Source organism: Streptomyces sp. NPDC059828, from assembly GCF_042731955.1.
Classification (GTDB): Bacteria; Actinomycetota; Actinomycetes; order Streptomycetales; family Streptomycetaceae; genus Streptomyces.
The window spans coordinates 1-16,460 of record NZ_JBHWIW010000082.1; the positions used below are offsets into that span (position 1 = coordinate 1).

At 68.2% G+C, this 16,460-nt stretch carries 19 protein-coding genes and 1 pseudogene; 11 read left to right on the forward strand and 9 right to left on the reverse strand.

The genetic code is table 11. The features are described 5' to 3' along the window. Nucleotides 1–492 precede the first annotated feature (492 nt). The gene (locus ACFV6V_RS30310; protein ID WP_385571041.1) at nt 493–864 is read right to left on the reverse strand and encodes a helix-turn-helix transcriptional regulator; all 372 of its coding nucleotides are present in this window, start codon (nt 862–864) and stop codon (nt 493–495) included. 127 nt (nt 865–991) lie between these two features. On the opposite strand from ACFV6V_RS30310, the gene ACFV6V_RS30315 reads away from it, so the two are divergent. Both ACFV6V_RS30315 and ACFV6V_RS30320 read left to right on the forward strand, forming a co-directional pair. Further along, a complete protein-coding gene (locus ACFV6V_RS30315) occupies nt 992–2,149 on the forward strand; it encodes a lipid asymmetry maintenance protein MlaB (RefSeq protein ID WP_385571042.1) in 1,158 nt (385 codons plus the stop codon). A 1,146-nt stretch (nt 2,150–3,295) separates the two neighbouring features. Next, a pseudogene (locus tag ACFV6V_RS30320) lies at nt 3,296–3,658 on the forward strand (transcriptional regulator); the annotation flags it as partial. A gap of 80 nt (nt 3,659–3,738) precedes the next feature. On the opposite strand, the gene secD reads toward ACFV6V_RS30320, so the two are convergent. The 4 genes from secD to ACFV6V_RS30340 form a co-directional block, all read right to left on the reverse strand. Next, a complete protein-coding gene (gene secD / locus ACFV6V_RS30325) occupies nt 3,739–5,967 on the reverse strand; it encodes a protein translocase subunit SecD (protein WP_385571043.1) in 2,229 nt (742 codons plus the stop codon). Between the two features lie 69 nt (nt 5,968–6,036). Then, entirely contained in the window at nt 6,037–6,441 is a 405-nt protein-coding gene (locus tag ACFV6V_RS30330; protein ID WP_385571044.1) for a hypothetical protein, read from the reverse strand. Nucleotides 6,442–6,555: 114 nt separating this feature from the next. Continuing rightward, nucleotides 6,556–7,215 carry a response regulator gene (locus tag ACFV6V_RS30335; protein ID WP_385571045.1) on the reverse strand — a complete coding sequence of 220 codons (660 nt, stop codon included), beginning with the start codon at nt 7,213–7,215 and terminating at the stop codon, nt 6,556–6,558. Next, nucleotides 7,212–8,162: a HAMP domain-containing sensor histidine kinase gene (locus tag ACFV6V_RS30340; RefSeq protein WP_385571046.1), complete on the reverse strand. Its 951-nt coding sequence runs from the start codon at nt 8,160–8,162 to the stop codon at nt 7,212–7,214. The genes ACFV6V_RS30335 and ACFV6V_RS30340 overlap by 4 nt, the downstream gene beginning before the upstream one ends. Nucleotides 8,163–8,517: 355 nt before the next feature. On the opposite strand from ACFV6V_RS30340, the gene ACFV6V_RS30345 reads away from it, so the two are divergent. The 5 genes from ACFV6V_RS30345 (at nt 8,518) to ACFV6V_RS30365 (ending at nt 11,889) form a co-directional block, all read left to right on the forward strand. Continuing rightward, a complete protein-coding gene (locus ACFV6V_RS30345; RefSeq protein WP_385571047.1) occupies nt 8,518–8,844 on the forward strand; it encodes a TraR/DksA family transcriptional regulator in 327 nt (108 codons plus the stop codon). Between the two features lie 45 nt (nt 8,845–8,889). Further along, a complete protein-coding gene (locus ACFV6V_RS30350) occupies nt 8,890–9,264 on the forward strand; it encodes a TraR/DksA family transcriptional regulator (RefSeq protein WP_385571048.1) in 375 nt (124 codons plus the stop codon). Beyond that, a complete protein-coding gene (locus ACFV6V_RS30355) occupies nt 9,261–10,085 on the forward strand; it encodes a hypothetical protein (protein WP_385571049.1) in 825 nt (274 codons plus the stop codon). The genes ACFV6V_RS30350 and ACFV6V_RS30355 overlap by 4 nt, the downstream gene beginning before the upstream one ends. Nucleotides 10,086–10,872: 787 nt before the next feature. Beyond that, entirely contained in the window at nt 10,873–11,145 is a 273-nt protein-coding gene (locus ACFV6V_RS30360; RefSeq protein ID WP_385571050.1) for a hypothetical protein, read from the forward strand. Between the two features lie 201 nt (nt 11,146–11,346). After that, complete coding sequence (locus ACFV6V_RS30365) at nt 11,347–11,889, forward strand: STAS domain-containing protein (RefSeq protein WP_385571051.1); 543 nt, start codon at nt 11,347–11,349, stop codon at nt 11,887–11,889. On the opposite strand, the gene ACFV6V_RS30370 is transcribed toward ACFV6V_RS30365, so the two are convergent. The 3 genes from ACFV6V_RS30370 to ACFV6V_RS30380 all read right to left on the reverse strand — a co-directional run bounded on the left by ACFV6V_RS30370 (nt 11,844) and on the right by ACFV6V_RS30380 (nt 13,265). After that, nucleotides 11,844–12,224 carry a DUF2267 domain-containing protein gene (locus ACFV6V_RS30370; protein ID WP_385571059.1) on the reverse strand — a complete coding sequence of 127 codons (381 nt, stop codon included), beginning with the start codon at nt 12,222–12,224 and terminating at the stop codon, nt 11,844–11,846. The genes ACFV6V_RS30365 and ACFV6V_RS30370 overlap by 46 nt on opposite strands. A gap of 113 nt (nt 12,225–12,337) precedes the next feature. Continuing rightward, a complete protein-coding gene (locus ACFV6V_RS30375) occupies nt 12,338–12,733 on the reverse strand; it encodes a DUF2267 domain-containing protein (protein WP_385571052.1) in 396 nt (131 codons plus the stop codon). A gap of 100 nt (nt 12,734–12,833) precedes the next feature. Beyond that, nucleotides 12,834–13,265, reverse strand: coding sequence for an Hsp20/alpha crystallin family protein (locus tag ACFV6V_RS30380; protein ID WP_385571053.1), 432 nt, complete (start codon nt 13,263–13,265; stop codon nt 12,834–12,836). 128 nt (nt 13,266–13,393) lie between these two features. On the opposite strand from ACFV6V_RS30380, the gene ACFV6V_RS30385 reads away from it, so the two are divergent. The 3 genes from ACFV6V_RS30385 (at nt 13,394) to ACFV6V_RS30395 (ending at nt 14,970) form a co-directional block, all read left to right on the forward strand. Continuing rightward, nucleotides 13,394–14,059: a type III effector protein gene (locus tag ACFV6V_RS30385; protein WP_385571054.1), complete on the forward strand. Its 666-nt coding sequence runs from the start codon at nt 13,394–13,396 to the stop codon at nt 14,057–14,059. 207 nt (nt 14,060–14,266) lie between these two features. Next, nucleotides 14,267–14,593, forward strand: coding sequence for a plasmid stabilization protein (locus ACFV6V_RS30390; protein WP_385571055.1), 327 nt, complete (start codon nt 14,267–14,269; stop codon nt 14,591–14,593). Nucleotides 14,594–14,619: 26 nt separating this feature from the next. Next, nucleotides 14,620–14,970, forward strand: coding sequence for a PRC-barrel domain-containing protein (locus ACFV6V_RS30395; RefSeq protein WP_385571056.1), 351 nt, complete (start codon nt 14,620–14,622; stop codon nt 14,968–14,970). A gap of 512 nt (nt 14,971–15,482) precedes the next feature. Here the strand turns inward: ACFV6V_RS30395 and ACFV6V_RS30400 are convergent. Then, the gene (locus ACFV6V_RS30400) at nt 15,483–15,653 is read right to left on the reverse strand and encodes a hydrophobic protein (protein WP_385571057.1); all 171 of its coding nucleotides are present in this window, start codon (nt 15,651–15,653) and stop codon (nt 15,483–15,485) included. Between the two features lie 138 nt (nt 15,654–15,791). Between ACFV6V_RS30400 and ACFV6V_RS30405 the strand changes: the two genes are divergently transcribed. Beyond that, on the forward strand, nt 15,792–15,965 hold the full coding sequence (locus ACFV6V_RS30405; protein WP_385571058.1) for a CsbD family protein: 174 nt from the start codon (nt 15,792–15,794) through the stop codon (nt 15,963–15,965). Nucleotides 15,966–16,460 lie beyond the last annotated feature (495 nt).

A 16,460-nucleotide genomic window follows, 5' to 3' on the forward strand; every position in this document is an offset into this window, starting at 1 on the left:
GGTGGGGCGGGGGGCGGCCCCGCCGGCGGGCCCCCACCCCGAGGCTTCGTTGCTCCCGATAGCGGATGCCCACCGCCAGGCAAGGAGGCCGTGCCACGAAGGGGATCGATAGGCTCATCATCACCATCGGTTGCGTCTCCCGATGAGACGGTTGGAGAGCGTATGACCGTAGAGCCCTCAGTTGACGCCAGCGTGTCGGGGGGGCGTACTGCGTGCTGCCCGGGTACGACACCGCCGCCGAAGCGGAAAGTGAGATGACGGTCGGCGGCGGAACCTGACGCCCCCTCCGAGTCAGTCTCACTTCACGGCCGTCCACAGTTCACGACAGCCACTACCGCGACCGGCTCGCCGCCTACTACCGCCCCTTCTACCGCTGGTCCCGGATGATTCCCGGCCCAACCGATGCACGCAAAGGAATCCCAGCGGCCTGAACAGGGGGTGGTGCCAGCAGAACATCAGAAATGGATTGCCCAGCGAGGGCTGGCTGGGGAGTCAGGCGCCGTTGCGGTGGTCGGTCGACGACTCCTCGCCCTCTGGGCCGTCGCCTGCGGCCGGCGAATCGGTTTCGTCCGGTGCTGCAAGGATCTCGAGCAGGGGTGCTATCCGTCGGTTGTCCTCTGCCGGATGGCGAAACCTGCCACCCTCCAGTACCTGGTACTTGTTACGACGACCTTCATGCGAGTGAGTGAGATAGCCCGCTGCTTCCAGGTCTGCGACCACGGCTTGAACGGTCCGCTCCGTCAGCTGAAGCGCGGCAGCAAGATCGCGAAAGCGCGCCTCGGGGTTGCGCGCGATCGCTGAAAGGACGCGCGCGTGACTCGTGAGAAACGTCCACGTACTGCGCGCCGACCTCTCCTCTCCCATGGATATATAGTGACAAATGATGCATGCATTGTAAAACCTGAAATTTTTCTCATGAGTTTCTTGACGGTCAGACCCGCACAGAATCATCATCGAAGGTGCAAGTGCCCGTGGTACGAGGGAGCGGCTCATGAGCTCTCCAGCCGACACGCTGACCGACAGCACGACCCGGGTGACCCTGACCGTCACCAGGCAAAAGGGTGACCACGCGGTGGCCGCGGTCCGCGGCCAGATGGACCGGGCAGGTACAGCCGGACTCCTCGGTGCGCTTACGGCCGCTCTGGATTGTGCGACCAGCCTGACGATTGACCTTGCCGGGGTGCCCCGATGCGACATCTCCGCGCCACGCCTGCTCGTCGAACTCCACCACCGTGCACAGGCCGCCAGCCGGACCCTCACGGTGATCAACGCAAACTCGCAGGTACGCGGCATGATGGAGCATGCCGGCGCTGCTCACCTTCTCGCCTCATCGGCGGTCCCCGACCGCGACAGCCGGTGCCAGGACTGCCATGCCTTGTTGCTCCGGGTCTGCTCGATCCTGACCCGCGTCGGCTTCCAGGTCTGTGGAAAGGAACTCGCCGGGGAGAACACCTCGCGTGACTGCGGGCCGTCCGGGCTTACGGTGCGAGTGGAGACGGGCAAGGTGGTAATCCAGTGGGAAACCCCTGAGGATCTGCGTATCCACGCTGACCAGAGCGCACAAGAACCCTGCCCTAACATCCACCGTGCTCTGCACGCTGCGGTCATCGCCGTGCTCAGGGAAGGCGGCCTGGAGACCGAGGACTGCCCGGAAACCCATGAGATCGCCGTCGCGCCCGGGAGACAGTGCGGTGCGGGCGACGACGGACAACGTCGGCTCAAGCGGATCCAGAACCACGCGGCTCATGCCATCGGCGCCACCGCCACCATCGGGCAGGCCATCGGCATCGTCGCTGCGCACGACGGACTGGACCTGGCCCACAGCCGGAAAACTCTGGAGGACATCGCAGAGCACACCAGCCTGCGCCTGGCAGACGTCGCAGAGACTCTCGTCGAATGGGCCGACAGCGGTGCCATCCCCCACCCCATCCTGGACCACCTGCAATGGAGCCTCACGACCCGCGGGATTCCGCAAGGCCTCGACCATCCTGCCCACCGGACTGACAGCTCGATACCCGGGACGGGACCTGCCAGGCCAGCGGCCTCAACGAGCAGCTCCAACTGCACTCCGCCGAAGTTCTCCACGCGCTCCTCACCCTGCTCCGCGACTGCTTCTCGCAGCGATGCTTCGCAAATCGGTTCGGGATGAACTCCGTCAGCCGATCGAGAGCCGCAAGAGGTGATCAGGGGGGTGGTAGTGCGGAGTGTGATGCGGGCGGTGATTCGCTTGCCTGACCCCCGTTGCTGGATGTCGAGTTCGTCGGTGACAGCGCCCTGACGATCTCCAGGCCGTGCTGGCCGCCGCGAACCGGATCATCGCGGGCCGGTGATGGCTGTACTCGCTACACATCCGGGTGCACGACGCACTGGCCCGCGAGCCCCCTCCCCCGGTTCAGCACGTCCAAGGGGACCGTCATCAGGTCAAAGACAGGGCTGATGAGCTTGATGCCCCAGGCAGCTTCCTCCCAGGACGTCGTGGACAGCGGAACCGGTCGTCCGGCCGTCGTTGTTCTCCCTCGCCCCCACCAGCGCTGGCGCTAGATTCCGGTCCGACTCCCGTGGATGCCGGATCTTTCCCAAGTTGCCGACCATTGATGAGACTGCGTGAAAACGGCCAGGGCTGCTCTTCGTTCCCTACTCGGTTGCTGTTGGCAACGAGGGTCGGGGCCGCCCGTGTGGCGTCCGTCCGCAGGTCAGCCGCCTGTAGGTGGGGAACCTGAGCGAGCGGGTCTGTCCCACCCCCGAGCAACGCGTGGGGAGATTCAGGGAGCCCCATCACCATCCGGGCCACCCGGCGGCGCACCTCGGACACCTCGTCCATGTCTTTGACCGTGACACACCCGTGCCCTGGTCGCCTGGTCGCTCACCGCACTCGGGGTGTACCTCGCGAACAGCAATACGCGGCGGGTGAAGCTGACCACGGAGAAGTTGGAGCAGCTGGCCGCCCTCGGGCTGGAGTGGGCGGCGCAGGCCTCGGATCAGATGCCGCCGAGTAGAGCAGCCCGGCTGACTAGCTCTCTGACCCTGGGGCCTTGCTGTGGCGGGACAGCCGAATGCGCATGTCGGTCAGGGCGTCGCTGATCTTCACGGACTGGACGCCTTCGGCGCAGTCGATGAACGCGCCCCAAGTGGCCAGGGCTCCGTCCAGATCACCTTGGCGTAGGTGTACGTTTCCGAGATCGCCCAGGACGATCGCGCGAGAGGCCCCTCAACGCGTTCCAGATCGCCTTCGAGAGCCGGCTCACACCGGTCAACAACTGAACCTCAACAACCAAGATCAGCCGTTAAATTGACACACCCGCTGGCCGGGCGGCTGCTGGCCCAGGCGGTGGAGGAGTCCGACGCGACCGGTGAGCCGGTCGGCAAGGTGTTGCACCGCAAGGCCGAAGACCTCGGCACGCAACTGGGCAGGCAGCACTGCGCAAGCCTTGTCGACGTGTTGGAGCGGTACGGGTTCGAGCCGCGGCGCGAGCGCGACGTCATCGTGTTGGCAAACTGCCCCTTCCACGCCCTGGCGCGTGAGCACACCGAGACGGTGTGCGTCATGAACCTGCACCTGCTGCGCGGTGTCCTTCACGGGCTCGGCGAGGCCGGGTTTACGGCCTGCCTGGCGCCCGGCCCCGGCCGATGCTGCGTCCGACTGGAGCCTGTCGCCTGATCAGCTCAGGCGGCAGACCAGGCCGTGTTCTGCGCGGGCGCTGGACGGGCTTGCCTGGGCCACGGGCCGCGGTGAGTCGCCTATGTGCGGTTGTGCAGTTCGATGGCCAGCGGTGTGGCGGTGAACATGGAGGAGTAGGTGCCGACCGCGAGGCCGATGAGGAGGGCGAGGGCGAAGTCGGTGAGGGAGTCGCCGCCGAGGACGGCCAATGCCGTGAGGATGAATGCCGCGCCCATGCCGGTGCTGATAGTGCGGGGCAGGGTCTGCAGGAGTGCCTGGTTGGTGATGCGGGGGAAGGGCGTTTTGCGGTCGCGGCGGCTGAGTTCTCTGATCCGGTCGAAGACGACGACGGAGTCGTTGACGGAGTAGCCGATGACGGTCAGGAGTGCGGCGAGGAAGACGCCGTCGACGGGTTTGCCGAGCCAGGCGAAGATGCCGATGAGGATCACCACGTCGTGGGCGAGGGCGGCGACCGCGGCGGTTCCGAACAGCCAGCGGAAGCGTGCCGCGAGGTAGATGAGCTGGGCGCCGAGGGCGACGGCGAGGGCGATGAGGGCGCCTTGGCGTAGTTCCTTGCCGAGGCTGGGTCCGATGGTTTCGTCGCGTAGCTTGTTCGCGTTCCGTGTCAGATTGCTGACGGTTTTGCTGATTTCGGCTGCGTGTGTGTTGCTCAGCTGGTGGGTGCGTACGGTGAGTTGGTTATCGCCGGAGGTTTGGACGATGACTCGGGGGAATCCGGCGTCGGCGAGGGCAGCACGGGCCCGGTCGGGGTTGATGGGGGTGGCGGTGGCGTATTCGATGATGCGGCCGCCGGTGAACTCGATGCCGAAGTCGAGGCCGCGCAGGGCGATGCCGGAGACGGCCAGTGCGAGCGCGGCGAGGGAGGCGGCCAGCCACCGGAGGGGGTGGCGCATCAGGTGGGGGTTCTTTCGGGTGAGGCGGTCGCGGATGGCACCGGTGTGAGCGATGCCCGTGAGGCGAGGGCGTCGGTGTACCCATGGGCGGGAGGCTGCGTATTCGGCGAGCACGCGGGTGATGACCAGGGCGCTGAGCATGGAGGCGAGGACGCCGATGCCCAGGGTGACCCCGAAGCCCCGGACGGGTCCGGAGGCAAGGAAGAACAGCAGGCCGGCGGCGATCAGGGTGGTGATGTTGGAATCGGCGATCGCGCTGAAGGCGCTGCGGAATCCCGCGGTCAGCGACGAGCGTGGGGTGGGACGGTGGCGCACGGCGTACTCTTCGCGGGCGCGTTCGAAGACGAGGACGTTGGCGTCGACTGCCATACCGATGGCCAGGACGAATCCGGCAAGACCCGGGAGGGTCAGGGTGGCGCCGAGGGCGGCCAGGGCGGCGTAGGAGATGAGGCCATAGCAGGCCAGCGCCGCGACGGCCAGGGCTCCCATGAGCCGGTAGACGGCGCTGATGAACAGCGCGGTCAGCGCGGTGCCGATGGCGGCGGCCCAGGCGCTGGCCGTGATGGCTTGAGCGCCCAGGGTGGGGCCGACGGTGCGCTGCTCGACCGTTTCGACGGGGACGGGCAGGGCGCCGCCGTTGATGAGCAGGGCCAATTCCTTGGCTTCGTCGGCACTGAAGGATCCGGTGATCTGCGTGGAGCCGCCGCTGATGCCCGAGCCGCAGCCGACCGAGGGGTCGACCTGCGGCGAGGAGATGATCTTGTCGTCGAGCGTGATGGCGACTCTGCGTGACGGGTCTCCCGCAGGGTGGCAGGCGGCCTGGCCGGTCAGGCGGGCCCAGCCGTCGCGGCCGGGGCCTTTGAAGTCGACGGTGACGTGCCATCCGGCGCCGCCCTGTTGGTCGAAGCGGGCGGCGGCTTCTTTGACGTCGCTGCCGGTCAAGGAGGGCGTCTGCAAGCGCAGGAGTTGGCCGGACTCGTCGGCCAGGACGTGCTGGCGGGGCCGTTTGGGCAGAGGTTTGGGAGTGTCGTCGGCGCTGTTGGCGGTGCCGAGCACCTGGTGGAAGGCGAGCTGAGCGGTACGGCCGAGAACGTCGGCGGCCTTGGTCGGGTCCTGGACGCCGGGCAGCTCGACGACGATCCGGTTGCTGCCGGAGCGGGCGATGGTGGGTTCGGCGACGCCGAGCGCGTCGATACGACCACGCAGCACTTCCACGGTGCGGTCGGTGGCCTCACTGTCGGCGTCGGAGGTGGCGGTGGGTCGGGTTTCCAGCACCATCTGTGTGCCGCCGCGCAGGTCAAGCCCAAGTTGGATGGGCACGGTGAACGCGATGTACAGGGATAGGGCAACGGCAGCGAGGGCGAACAGCCCTCTGATGCGCAGGGATCGATTCACAGCGGGCCTCCGGCGGGCACAACGCGGCCAGGTCAGTGGCAGCGGTCAGGAAAAGAAGAGAGATGTGTGTCAGGCGCCTGGAGGCGGAGGCGGTGCACGCATCGGGTGACAGTCCGCCGGATGTGTGGAGGCGGGCGGGCGCAGCGCCGGTAGCGGCGGGAAGGTGGACTGCGGCGGGCTGTCGGCTGTACAGCATGGGGCGAGGGTGGCGAGGGTCGGCAGCGAACGTCGTTCGCTGGTGGTGTCGCGATGGCTTCGGGCCGCGGCGCTGTATACGGCGGAGTGTCCGTCGTCCGCGCAGGGCCCGCTGCTGGCCTGCAGTGGCCCGGAAGCGAGCACCGCACCGTCCGGTACATGAGGGCTGCCGTGCGCCGGCGGACTGAGCAGGGCGGTGAGGACGGCAAGCAGGACAGCGGTCGCCGCTGCCAGGCCGAGGCCATGGGTGCGCGGGGCGGTGTGCGTGGAGCGTGCCATGCCCCGTCCCCCTTCTTCGGTGCGTGTCGGATTGGCTGGTCGGCAGCGGGCTGTGGGACCTCAAGGTCCCGGCTGGGGAGTGGGCAGCTGGAACCTTGAGGCGGTCTGGAAGGGTCAGGGTTCGATGAGGCCGGCCCGGATGGCGTAGCGGGTGAGCTCCAGTCGGTCGCGCAAGCCGAGTTTCTGCAGGAGATTCGCCCGGTGCCGGTGCACGGTCTTGATGCTGATGAAGAGCATCTCGGCGATCTCCTTGGAGGAGTGGCCTTCGGCCACGAGCTTGAGCACCTCCTCTTCCCGAGGCGTCAGGACCTGGTCAGGGGGTTCCTCGCCGTGGCGGACGCGGTCGAGGTAGTTGCGGATGAGGGCGGTGACCGCGCCCGGGTAGAGGAAGGGCTCGTCGCGCATGGCGGCTCGGCAGGCGGCGACCAGGTCGCGGTCGGCCACGGACTTCAGGACGTATCCGCTGGCGCCGGCCTTCAGCGCCTGGAAGAAGTACTGCTCGTTGTCGTGCATCGTCAGCATCAGCACACGCAGCTGCGGTTTGAGCGTGAGGAGTTCCGGTGTGGCCTGCAGACCGGTCATGCGGGGCATGGCGATGTCGAGCACGGCGAGGTCGACGTCGTGGGTGCGGGCCAGGGCGATGGCCTCCGCGCCGTCCCCGGCCTCGGCGACGACCTCAAGGTCCGGTTCGCGATCGAGGATGAGCCGCACACCGCGACGCACCAGCGCATGGTCGTCGGCGAGGAGGATACGGATCGTAGGCGTCATGGTCATGGCTTCCTGGGGACGGGCACGGTCAGCCGGATCTCTGTACCGGCCTGCGGCCGGGAGGTGATGTCCAGCGTGGCCCCGATGAGCAGGGCTCGCTCACGCATCCCGCGGATCCCCGCTCCTTCGCGCGCGATTCTGGTTCCACGGCCGTCGTCAGCCACGGCCAGGACCACCGCGCAGTCCGTGTGGCGCAGGCTCACCTCAACCCGGCCTGCCTCGGCGTGGCGGGCCACGTTGGTCAGAGCCTCCTGGGCGACGCGGTACAGCACCAGTTCCGTCTGCTGATCCAGGGCGGGCAGGTCGGGGTCGAAGCGGCGCAGCACGCGCAGTCCGGTGTGGGTGGCGAACTCGGTGGTCAGCGAGGTCAGGGCGCTGACCAGGCCGAGATCGTCCAGCACGCCCGGCCGCAGCCGGCGCACCAGGCGGCGTACCTCGTCCAGGCTCTCCCGGGTGATCTCCTGGACCTGCCGCAGCTCACCGCGCAGGGGTTCGTTTGCCTCGTCCGCCGCCCGCTCCAGCGAAAGCAGGATCGCGGTCATGCTCTGGCCGACCTCGTCGTGGAGCTCCTGAGCGATGCGGCGCCGTTCGCCTTCCTGCGCGAGCAGGACGCGGGCACTGCTGGTGGCCCGTTCGTGCTCCAGCCTCTCGAGCATGGCGTTGAAGGTGCGGATCAGGTCGGCGACCTCGCCCCGGCCGTGCACAGGCAGTCGCTGTCCCGGGCGCAGCAGGTCGACGGTGGTCATCAGCTTCGTGAGCCGGTCCAGGGGGCCCAGCCCGATCCGCAGCAGGGCCGCGTTGGCGACCAGCATGACCACCAGGCCGGCCACCAGGATGACCGCCTCGGTCAGCAGGACCGGCACCGAGACGGTCACCGGCGCCCACAGCAACAGCGCGGTGGCGGAACCCAGCACCACCGCATTGAGCGCGAAAATCCGCCAGAACAGGGACACCGGGATGACGCCTTCCTACGTGACACGGCTTTGCCTCTACTGTCGGTCACCGCGCACCCCAAGCGTGAGCTGCGGCCACTGGTCTTGACCGGCCTGCCGCCAGCCTGCCCGTCAGACACTCCACCCGTCGATGGGCTCCCATGCCCATTTCCGGAGCATGGACTGCCCACAGCGCGATGGGCCCTGGGACCCGTCGGAGATGGGTATCGCGCCCGATGGGATTTACGCGGCGCATCGCTCACGGTGGGGGCATGACACACAGAACGTGATCCCGGCCCTCGCCCCGAGCCGAGCCCCGCCCCATCACACCCCGTTCCCGTACACCCACCGTCCTGCGTGGAGAAGAGGTCCCATCGTGTCGCTTGATACGCCCCGGATCGAGGCTCGTCCCGAGCGTCTGACGGCGCACGAGGCCCGCCAGCGCCTCGAACACGAACGCAACTCCCGACTAACACAGCTGCAGGCCATCGACGAGGCCGGGCACGGATCAGAGGAACAGATGATGTCGGCGCAGAAAGACACCATCAACCGCGTCCTCAACGAGATCGAGGCCGCCTTCAGCCGCGTCCACGACGGAAGCTACGGAATCTGCTTGGGCTGCTCCACGCGCATCCCGGTCGAGCGCCTGGAAATCCTGCCCTACACGCAGTTCTGCGTCCCCTGCCAGCGCACCACAGCCTGACAACCGCCCGCCAGTCTCCTTCTCCCGCCCTGCCCAAGGAGTGACGTGGTGAACCACCAGATCATCGGCGACCGCAACACGACCCTGTCCATCGAGGACCTCGCCGCGCTACGCGAGAACCTGCACGAGCAGCGCCTGTTCCGCCAGGAGCAACTGCAGCAGATCGCCGGCGCCGCCGCGCCCCGCACGGACGCGCTGCTCGCCCGGCGGGCCGCATCCCAGATCGAGGTATGGGTCAAGCTCGCCGCCTCCGCCCGCATGGTCCTCGCCGACGTCGAAGCAGCCCTCACGCGCATGGACCAGGGCCGCTACGGCACCTGCCACCTGTGCCGCAAGCCCATCGCCCGCGAGCGCTTGATGATCGTGCCGCAAGCCCGCTACTGCGCCCGCTGCCAGCAAGTCAGGGAGGCAGGACGATGACGACCACACCCCGCCCCCAAGCTGTGACTGCCCCGGACCGGCCCTGGCCCTTGGACCGCCAGTGCTCCGGCATCGCCCTCGACCTCGGCAGCGCCCGCACCCGGGCCTGGATCTCCGGCCGAAGGAGCGTCCTCGACGTACCCACGGTGACCTTCCCCGGCGATGGCGCGATCCGCCCCATCCAGCGCGGCACGATCGTCGACACACCCGGAACCGCCCGGATGCTTGACCGCCTGCTCGGCCACCGCCTGCCCCGCTTCGGCCGCCGCCTGATCGTCCTGACCGCCCCCGCTCTGGGCGGAGTCGCCTTTCGGGCCCAGGCCCGCACGGCGGTCGAGGTCCTGCGGCCGCACACCGTGCTGACGGTCCCCAGCGCGCGAGCCGTGGCCATGGCCGTCGCCGCCGACCTGACCCGACCCCTGCTCGTCGTGGACATCGGCGCCCACGTCACCGAGGTCACCCTTCTCACCGACGGCGCAGTGACCGACGCCCGCCACACCGCCCTGGGCACCAGCGACCTGGACAGCCTCACCCCACCCGCGCAGATCATCGACGCAGTCGTCGCGATGGTGACCACGATGCTGGAACAGGACCACACCTTTCACATGCTCGACGCCCTCCAGCAAGGCCCACTTCTGGCCGGTGGGGGTGCGCTGCGCCCCGACATCACCTACGCCCTCGCCAGGCAGCTGCACGCCCCTGCCGAGCCCGTGCCCGCTCCGCACACAGCAGCGGTCCGAGGCGCCGCCAAACTCCTGAGGGTCGCCCACACCCACCCCTCGATCACCGGGATCACCGACACCTCCGAGCTCCCCCACTAAGCCGTTTCTGATGGCTCTTGTTGGGGTGGGTGGATCAGTGCTCGGGCCGGACACGGGTGTCGTATGGTGCGGCGACATGAGCTGACGGACGCGTAGTGGTCGAGCCGTTGCTGCCCAGCGCCGCTCCCCCTGCCAGCAACGGCCGCCATAAGTTACTTGCGCGTAGCGCAATGGTCGGCAAACATTCTAAAACGTCACAGGACAGGGTCACCGGCGAAGCCGGACAGAATCGGTCCCACTCGGCACGTCTGAACCGGACTCAGCTCCAATCCGCACTCATGCATGCTGGCCATGCGCCGCTGCGCAGTGCTGAACTGCTCGGGGCGGGCCCCCGGGGAGAGAACGGGAGCTGTGGCGCGACGTGCTTCGCGGAGACGGTCCGGGTCCCCCAGCTCGACGCGGCGGCCCCAGACTGGGGGCTATTAGGGATGCAGGACCGGAGCAGGATGCAGCCCTCGCTCCGAGGTGGCATGGGGGCCGCAAAATTGCCTGGTCCCGCCTCGGGCTGTGCTCTTTCGGCTGGGCCCACATCGGACCATCTGCGGGTACCGCGCCGCGAAGGGGGAACGCGCACCCCATGCACGGACGACATGCACGCCCCACCAGCATCCTGTCCACTGCGGCCCCTGCAGTCCGAACCCCACCGGCCAGCGAAGCACCTGCCCAGCACGCGCGCACAATCGGCGAGGTCACGCACGCCGGGCCACTCCGAGGTGTCGCCCAGGTCGCAGTGGACGACCACGATCTTGTCCTTGCAGCCGACCCGGGCCGCCCAGGTTGCCCGCCGATGGAGCATCACAAGCGAGTCTTTGCCGCCGCTGGAGTGTACGAGGATGGCGTCGGCGACGCGGATCAGCTCCAGCGGCATGGCGGCCAGTTCGTCCAGGACGCTGGCCGCGACGGCGGAACGGCGCTTGCCGCCCGGTGCGCGGCCGCGGGCGTACGGGGTGTACAGGGTGGCGAGCTCGCGGTTGGCCGTACGGGCCGCAGTGAAGGCGCGGCGCAGCTTGGCCTTGGCGGTCTGCCTGCAGGCGCGGCCCTGGTCGCCGGCGGAACCTGACGCCCCCTCCGAGTCAGTCTCACTTCACGGCCGTCCACGGTTCATTCGCAAAGTCGTCGGCGTCGACATCTGCGGAAAAGGCGAGGCCACGGCAACAGCCTCTCCGCTGCCGTGGTTCAGGGCTGGTCTTTTCGATGGAAATGCTGCCGTCAGAGGCATAGAGGTACTGGCTCTCGGCCGTCAGGGTGACGTAGTGCGCGTGTGTCTCGTCGCCCTCGACGTGGCCACCTGCCCTCACGTGATCCAGGCGACCGACGTCCTTCTCCTGCGCAACAGCACCCTCACCTCGATATGAGCGACGTGTCGTTCATGGACTCCAGCAGCCTCACGATGCTGCTGCGCCTGCGGAACCGCTCCCACGCGGAGGATTTCGTACTGAAACTCTCCGGCCTCCGAGAGCAAGCGCAGCGAGTCCTGGAGCTCACTGGTGCCCTTCCTCTGTTCCCCATCCACCGACCGGATGTGCCGACGCCTCGCAAAGAGGTAGGTCCCAGCATCTGGTCCCTTCGGGGGAACTGCCGGCATGTGGGCGCGTGCAGCTGCCGGTCGTGGGGACAGGACTGTTGCTGCGTTGCTCTGCTCGCGGGCGGTGGCGCCGTACGGCCAGTCTCCAAGTCACGGCGCCACCGCTCGCCAGCCCCTTCGTCTGATAGGGCGCGCAAGCGCTGGCATGCCGGCGCTTGCGGGCACGTCGCTGTCTACGCGGCGGGGGTGAGTTCGGCGCGGCCGAACAGCAGGGCGTAGCCGGTGGGGAGTTGGTGGATGATGCGGGTCATCAGGGCGGGGTCGGCGTGGGCGGCGATGGCGGAGAAGACGGCGCCGGTGTCCCAGCGGGTGGTAGCCGGGGTGGCGCCGGTGCGGGCGGCGAGGTCTTTGACGAAGTCCCAGCCGGTCAGCGGCTGAGTGTCGGGGATCTGCGCGGTCAGCGCACGTGCCGCTTCCAGGGGCAGGCAGCTGGCCAGGTCGACGCGTTCCTCCCCGGTCAGCTGGCGTCCCAGGCCTGCAAGTACCAGGCGGACGGCTTCGTCGGCTCTTTCAAGGGTGGGGTAGGCGCCCTCGTAGCGGACCTTCTCCAGCATCTGCTCGTATGCCCTCCCGTACCGCGGCTGGGTCGGTGCGAGCTGGTCGGAGATCACGTGCGTGGTGGCCTTTCTGTGCTGGGGCCGGTGCTTCGAGCACTGGCATGCGGTTGTCAGGTGGGCTGGGGGCGGCCGAAGAGCAGGTCGTAGCCGACGGGGAGCTGGAGCAGGATCTGGCCCAGCAGATCCTCGCCGACGACGTCGGCGGCGGTGGACAGCACGGCGCTGACATCCCAGGCCGCGGTCTGCTCGGTGGCGCCTTCGATCCAGGCGGCGGTGGCGCGGACGAACCGCTCAGGTGAAAGCGGTTCGGCGCTTTGCAGTGGGTTGAGCAGGATCAGGGCGAAGCCTTCCGGCAGGCGGGCCGCGAGCTGGGCGCGGACGTCGCCGATCAAGTGCGCGCCGAGGAGGGCGAGCACCACGCGCGCCGCACGGTCGGCTTCCTCCAGAGTGTTGTACTCGCCGCGTTCCTTCACGTGGCCGAGGAACGCTTCGCGTCGAAGAGTCATCTCGGCTGCCGCCCTTCTTCTTCGGACTGCCCACGGGGGGTGCGGGGGGGCGGGTGAGGGGGAGATCAGGTGCCCGCCCTCCGCACCGGTCCGGCCGGTGTCAGCCGGAGATCTCCTTGCGGCCGGATCCGACGCCGACGGAGATCTTGCGGGGCTTGGCGCGTTCGGCGATCGGGATGCGCAGGGTGAGCACGCCCGCGTCGTAGTCGGCCTGGATGCGCTCGGTGTCGAGGGTGTCGGCGAGCATGATCTGCCGGGAGAAGGCACCCAGCGGTCGCTCGGACAGCTCCATCTGCACGTCGTCGGCCTTGGCTGTCGGCCGCCGCTCGGCCTTGACGGTCAGCATGTTGCGTTCGACGTCGATGTCGATCGCGTCCGCGGTCACGCCCGGAACGTCGAAGGCCACCACGTAGTCGTCGCCCTCCCGGTAGGCGTCCATCGGCATCGCCGACGGCTTCGACCAGGTCCCCGGGCTCATCATCTGCTGCGCCAGCCGGTCCAGCTCACGGAAGGGGTCAGTGCGCATCAACATCGTGAAAACACCTCCAGCAGGTTCAGGCAGTTGCTGCCAATGCGCTTCACTGACACCGTTGTAACATGTCATCCAGTGGATGACAAACAGGGTGTCGTCCACGTGATGACGATCAGTGGGAGATGCCCGTGACAGCAGCCGAACAGCCGTCCCCGGCCAGCACGAACGCCGGCAGCCCAGCGTCGTTCCTCACCGCCGCAGCGGCCTTGCACGCCATAGACGCCGCTCTGCGCGACGCCCAGCGGCAGGGGCCGGACACCACGGCGCCCGCCCCGGACCAGGTGCTCGCCGCCCTGCTGCTTCTGCGCGAAGTACGGGAGCAGCTCGCCGGCTGGGAGAGCGACATGATCGAGACGGCGCGCGGCGCGGGTGCGAGCTGGGCCGATCTGGCCGGCCCCTTGGGTGTCACCAGCCGCCAGGCCGCAGAACGCCGCTACCTGCGCCTACGCCCCGGCGCCGTCGGCAGCACCGGCGAGCAGCGGGTGCAGGCCACCCGCGACAGCCGGGCCGCCGAGCGAGCCGTGGCACTCTGGGCTCGCCAGAACGCCGGCGCCCTGCGCGGGCTCGCCGGGCAAATCACCACCCTCAACGATCTCCCCGCTGAAGCCGCCCACCCGCTGGAGCGTCTCCTAGGGGCGCTCTGCGACAACGACGCCGCGGCACTGACAGGCCCCCTCACCGACACACTCCCCCACCTGCACGAACACCCCGACATCGCCGCCACCCTCAGCAACGTCACCCACCACATGAACCAACTACGCCAAGAAAGCACCGACCAACGCCGCGCCACCTGAACGATGCGGCAAGCCGCAGCAACGGGCGGCATTCACGCAGCGGGAGCCAGGATTTCACCCCGGCCGACGAGCTGCGGACATGGCGTCAGCCCGGCGGCGCGCAGTGACTCGCGGGTGTGGAGTGCAGAGGGCTGAACACCACGTGCTGGGGAAGGCACCGTGGTGTGGTGCGAACTGTCCTACCTGTCATCGGAAGGATGAGAAGTCATGCCGGCAGGATCCAGCAGGAAGCGTGAGCGCCAGTACGAGCACATCAAGGAGAGCGCCGAGAAGCGGGGCGCGTCGGAAGGCCGAGCGAAGGAGCTGGCTGCCCGTACGGTCAACAAGGAGCGGGCGCGGTCCGGGGAGGCGAAGTCCTCCAGCAAAAGCTCGACGCGCGATCCGAAGTCGGCCTCTCAGCGGGGCGGGCAGCGGTCCCACTCCGGCTCACAGGGCCCCACCAGGGATCAGCTGTACGCAGAGGCCAAGAAGAAGAACATCGAAGGCCGCTCCACCATGAACAAGCAGGAACTGCGCAACGCCCTCGGCCGCTGACCTCCCCGGAAGCGGCAATCGGTGGCATGAATTTCGACATGTGGGCCTACCACCCGGAATCGCACCACACCCCGGGCATGATCTTGATCGGCTACACGGTGATGGCGACCGACGGTGAGATCGGCACAGTCCACGAGGACATCGAGGAACCCGGGGCCACCTACGTGGTCGTCGCCACGGACTCGTGGATCTTCGACAGCCCTGTGCTCCTGCCGGCTGGCGTCATCATGCGCGTGGACCGCCATGAGGAGACCATCCTCGTCACCCGCACCCGGGACGAGATCGGGCACGCCCCCGCCTACAACCCAGATCAGCACCACAACGACAGCCACTACCGCAACCGCCTCGCCGCCTACTACCGCCCCTCCTACACGTGAACGGTGCCCTGGTGCGCGCTCCGCCAGGCGTCTTCGCGTGACCTGGTCGCCCTGCTCGGGAGAAGCACCTCGCCATGTCGCAGCGTGTGCCGCGGACTGTGAGACCGTCCCTCGGCGCCGCATCCGGGCGCCCGACAGGCGCATGGCCCCACCGCCCCCGAGGGCTCATCCTGGGTGAGCGGCGGACCTGTGAGCAACCGGGCCGGCGCGGATGACAAGCTCCACGGCCTAGGCATCGTGCGGGTGCGCACGGCCAACGTCTCCGCTCACGCGGAATAGGAATTCGAGGAGGTCGCGGGGCGGGCAGGCTGACGGAATCAACCGGGGGCGGCAACGCGGCAGGAGGTGCGCAGGTTCCGGTGCGCATGCCGGTACCGCCCCCGGCCACTTTGGGCGTACCCCCCGGCCGCCGTGAGACGCCGTCAGTTCCAGCCCCGTCTTTGCCCCGCTTTCAGACGCGCCTGGGCCCCACCGTGTTGGTGGGGCCCAGGGTATGTGGTGCGCAGGTCAGGTCACCATCGGTACCAGCGGCCGCGGCCGCCCCCAGCCGTGGTGGATCGCATGACGAAGCCGAGGAGCCACAGCACCAGGACAGCCAGAGCCACCCACCACAGCACCTCGACAGCGAAACCGGCACCGAAGAGGATCACGGCGAGAAGAAGAACAAGGAGCAGGGGAACCATAGTTATCAACCTCCTGGCGCTCCGATTGCCCTGTCCTCTCGTCTCCATTCCTCGAGAGAGCCTCGTTTATGAAGGAACAGGCAGGGCACGAGCGGCTTCAGACACGTCCGGCTTCAAGGCTACGAGGAGGCGCATTCCATGACTGCCAGCGAGAAGGCCAAGGCGAAGACCGAGCAGGCCAAGGGCAAGACCAAGGAGACCCTGGGAAGCGCCACCGGAAACGACCGGATGGCAGCCGAAGGACGAGCAGAGAAGAACACCGGCAAGGCCCGTCAGGCCAAGGAAAAGGCCAAGGACACCCTCAAGCCCTAGGCACTTCTACGGGGGCTCCCCTGTACAGGGGAGCCCCCTTCCCGTACTCCGATCCGATCACTCTGACAAAATTGTCTGCGCGGAACGCAGGAAATTCATCCCTGCCCTCGGGCCGGAATGAGCGGCAGCGTCATACTGCTGTGGGAAGGCACCCGGCGGTATTGCTTCCGCGTTGGCCGGAGCCTGACATGCGCGCCGGACCGGGATGGGCCTGGCGGGCGCTGCCCTGTCTTCGCCGCTCACTGCCTGGTCCTTTCGAGGGAAATACTGCCGGGCGGTGCGTACGGGTCCCGATACGCGGGGACACGGATGTCGCTTCGCCCCCATTGCTCGCGGGCCGGTGGTTGGGCCTCGTATCCCTATGCCAGGTGCGTGACGGCACCGGCCCGCGAGCCCCTCGATTTCAGTGATTCCCAATCAGGTTTGTCAAGGGCGTCGGTAGCGGACGGTGACCGCGCTATGCCGCTGCAAGGCCGCGTTGAGGTGGCTCGGCGG

What these genes read in the sequence shown, in the direction of transcription:
- ACFV6V_RS30310 (WP_385571041.1), bottom strand. Translation starts at nt 864, where the DNA reads ATGGGAGAGGAGAGGTCGGCGCGCAGTACGTGGACGTTTCTCACGAGT.
- ACFV6V_RS30315 (WP_385571042.1), top strand. Translation starts at nt 992, where the DNA reads ATGAGCTCTCCAGCCGACACGCTGACCGACAGCACGACCCGGGTGACC.
- ACFV6V_RS30330 (WP_385571044.1), bottom strand. Translation starts at nt 6,441, where the DNA reads ATGGCACGCTCCACGCACACCGCCCCGCGCACCCATGGCCTCGGCCTG.
- ACFV6V_RS30335 (WP_385571045.1), bottom strand. Translation starts at nt 7,215, where the DNA reads ATGACCATGACGCCTACGATCCGTATCCTCCTCGCCGACGACCATGCG.
- ACFV6V_RS30355 (WP_385571049.1), top strand. Translation starts at nt 9,261, where the DNA reads ATGACGACCACACCCCGCCCCCAAGCTGTGACTGCCCCGGACCGGCCC.
- ACFV6V_RS30360 (WP_385571050.1), top strand. Translation starts at nt 10,873, where the DNA reads ATGGAGCATCACAAGCGAGTCTTTGCCGCCGCTGGAGTGTACGAGGAT.
- ACFV6V_RS30370 (WP_385571059.1), bottom strand. Translation starts at nt 12,224, where the DNA reads ATGCTGGAGAAGGTCCGCTACGAGGGCGCCTACCCCACCCTTGAAAGA.
- ACFV6V_RS30375 (WP_385571052.1), bottom strand. Translation starts at nt 12,733, where the DNA reads ATGACTCTTCGACGCGAAGCGTTCCTCGGCCACGTGAAGGAACGCGGC.
- ACFV6V_RS30380 (WP_385571053.1), bottom strand. Translation starts at nt 13,265, where the DNA reads ATGTTGATGCGCACTGACCCCTTCCGTGAGCTGGACCGGCTGGCGCAG.
- ACFV6V_RS30390 (WP_385571055.1), top strand. Translation starts at nt 14,267, where the DNA reads ATGCCGGCAGGATCCAGCAGGAAGCGTGAGCGCCAGTACGAGCACATC.
- ACFV6V_RS30395 (WP_385571056.1), top strand. Translation starts at nt 14,620, where the DNA reads ATGAATTTCGACATGTGGGCCTACCACCCGGAATCGCACCACACCCCG.
- ACFV6V_RS30400 (WP_385571057.1), bottom strand. Translation starts at nt 15,653, where the DNA reads ATGGTTCCCCTGCTCCTTGTTCTTCTTCTCGCCGTGATCCTCTTCGGT.
- ACFV6V_RS30405 (WP_385571058.1), top strand. Translation starts at nt 15,792, where the DNA reads ATGACTGCCAGCGAGAAGGCCAAGGCGAAGACCGAGCAGGCCAAGGGC.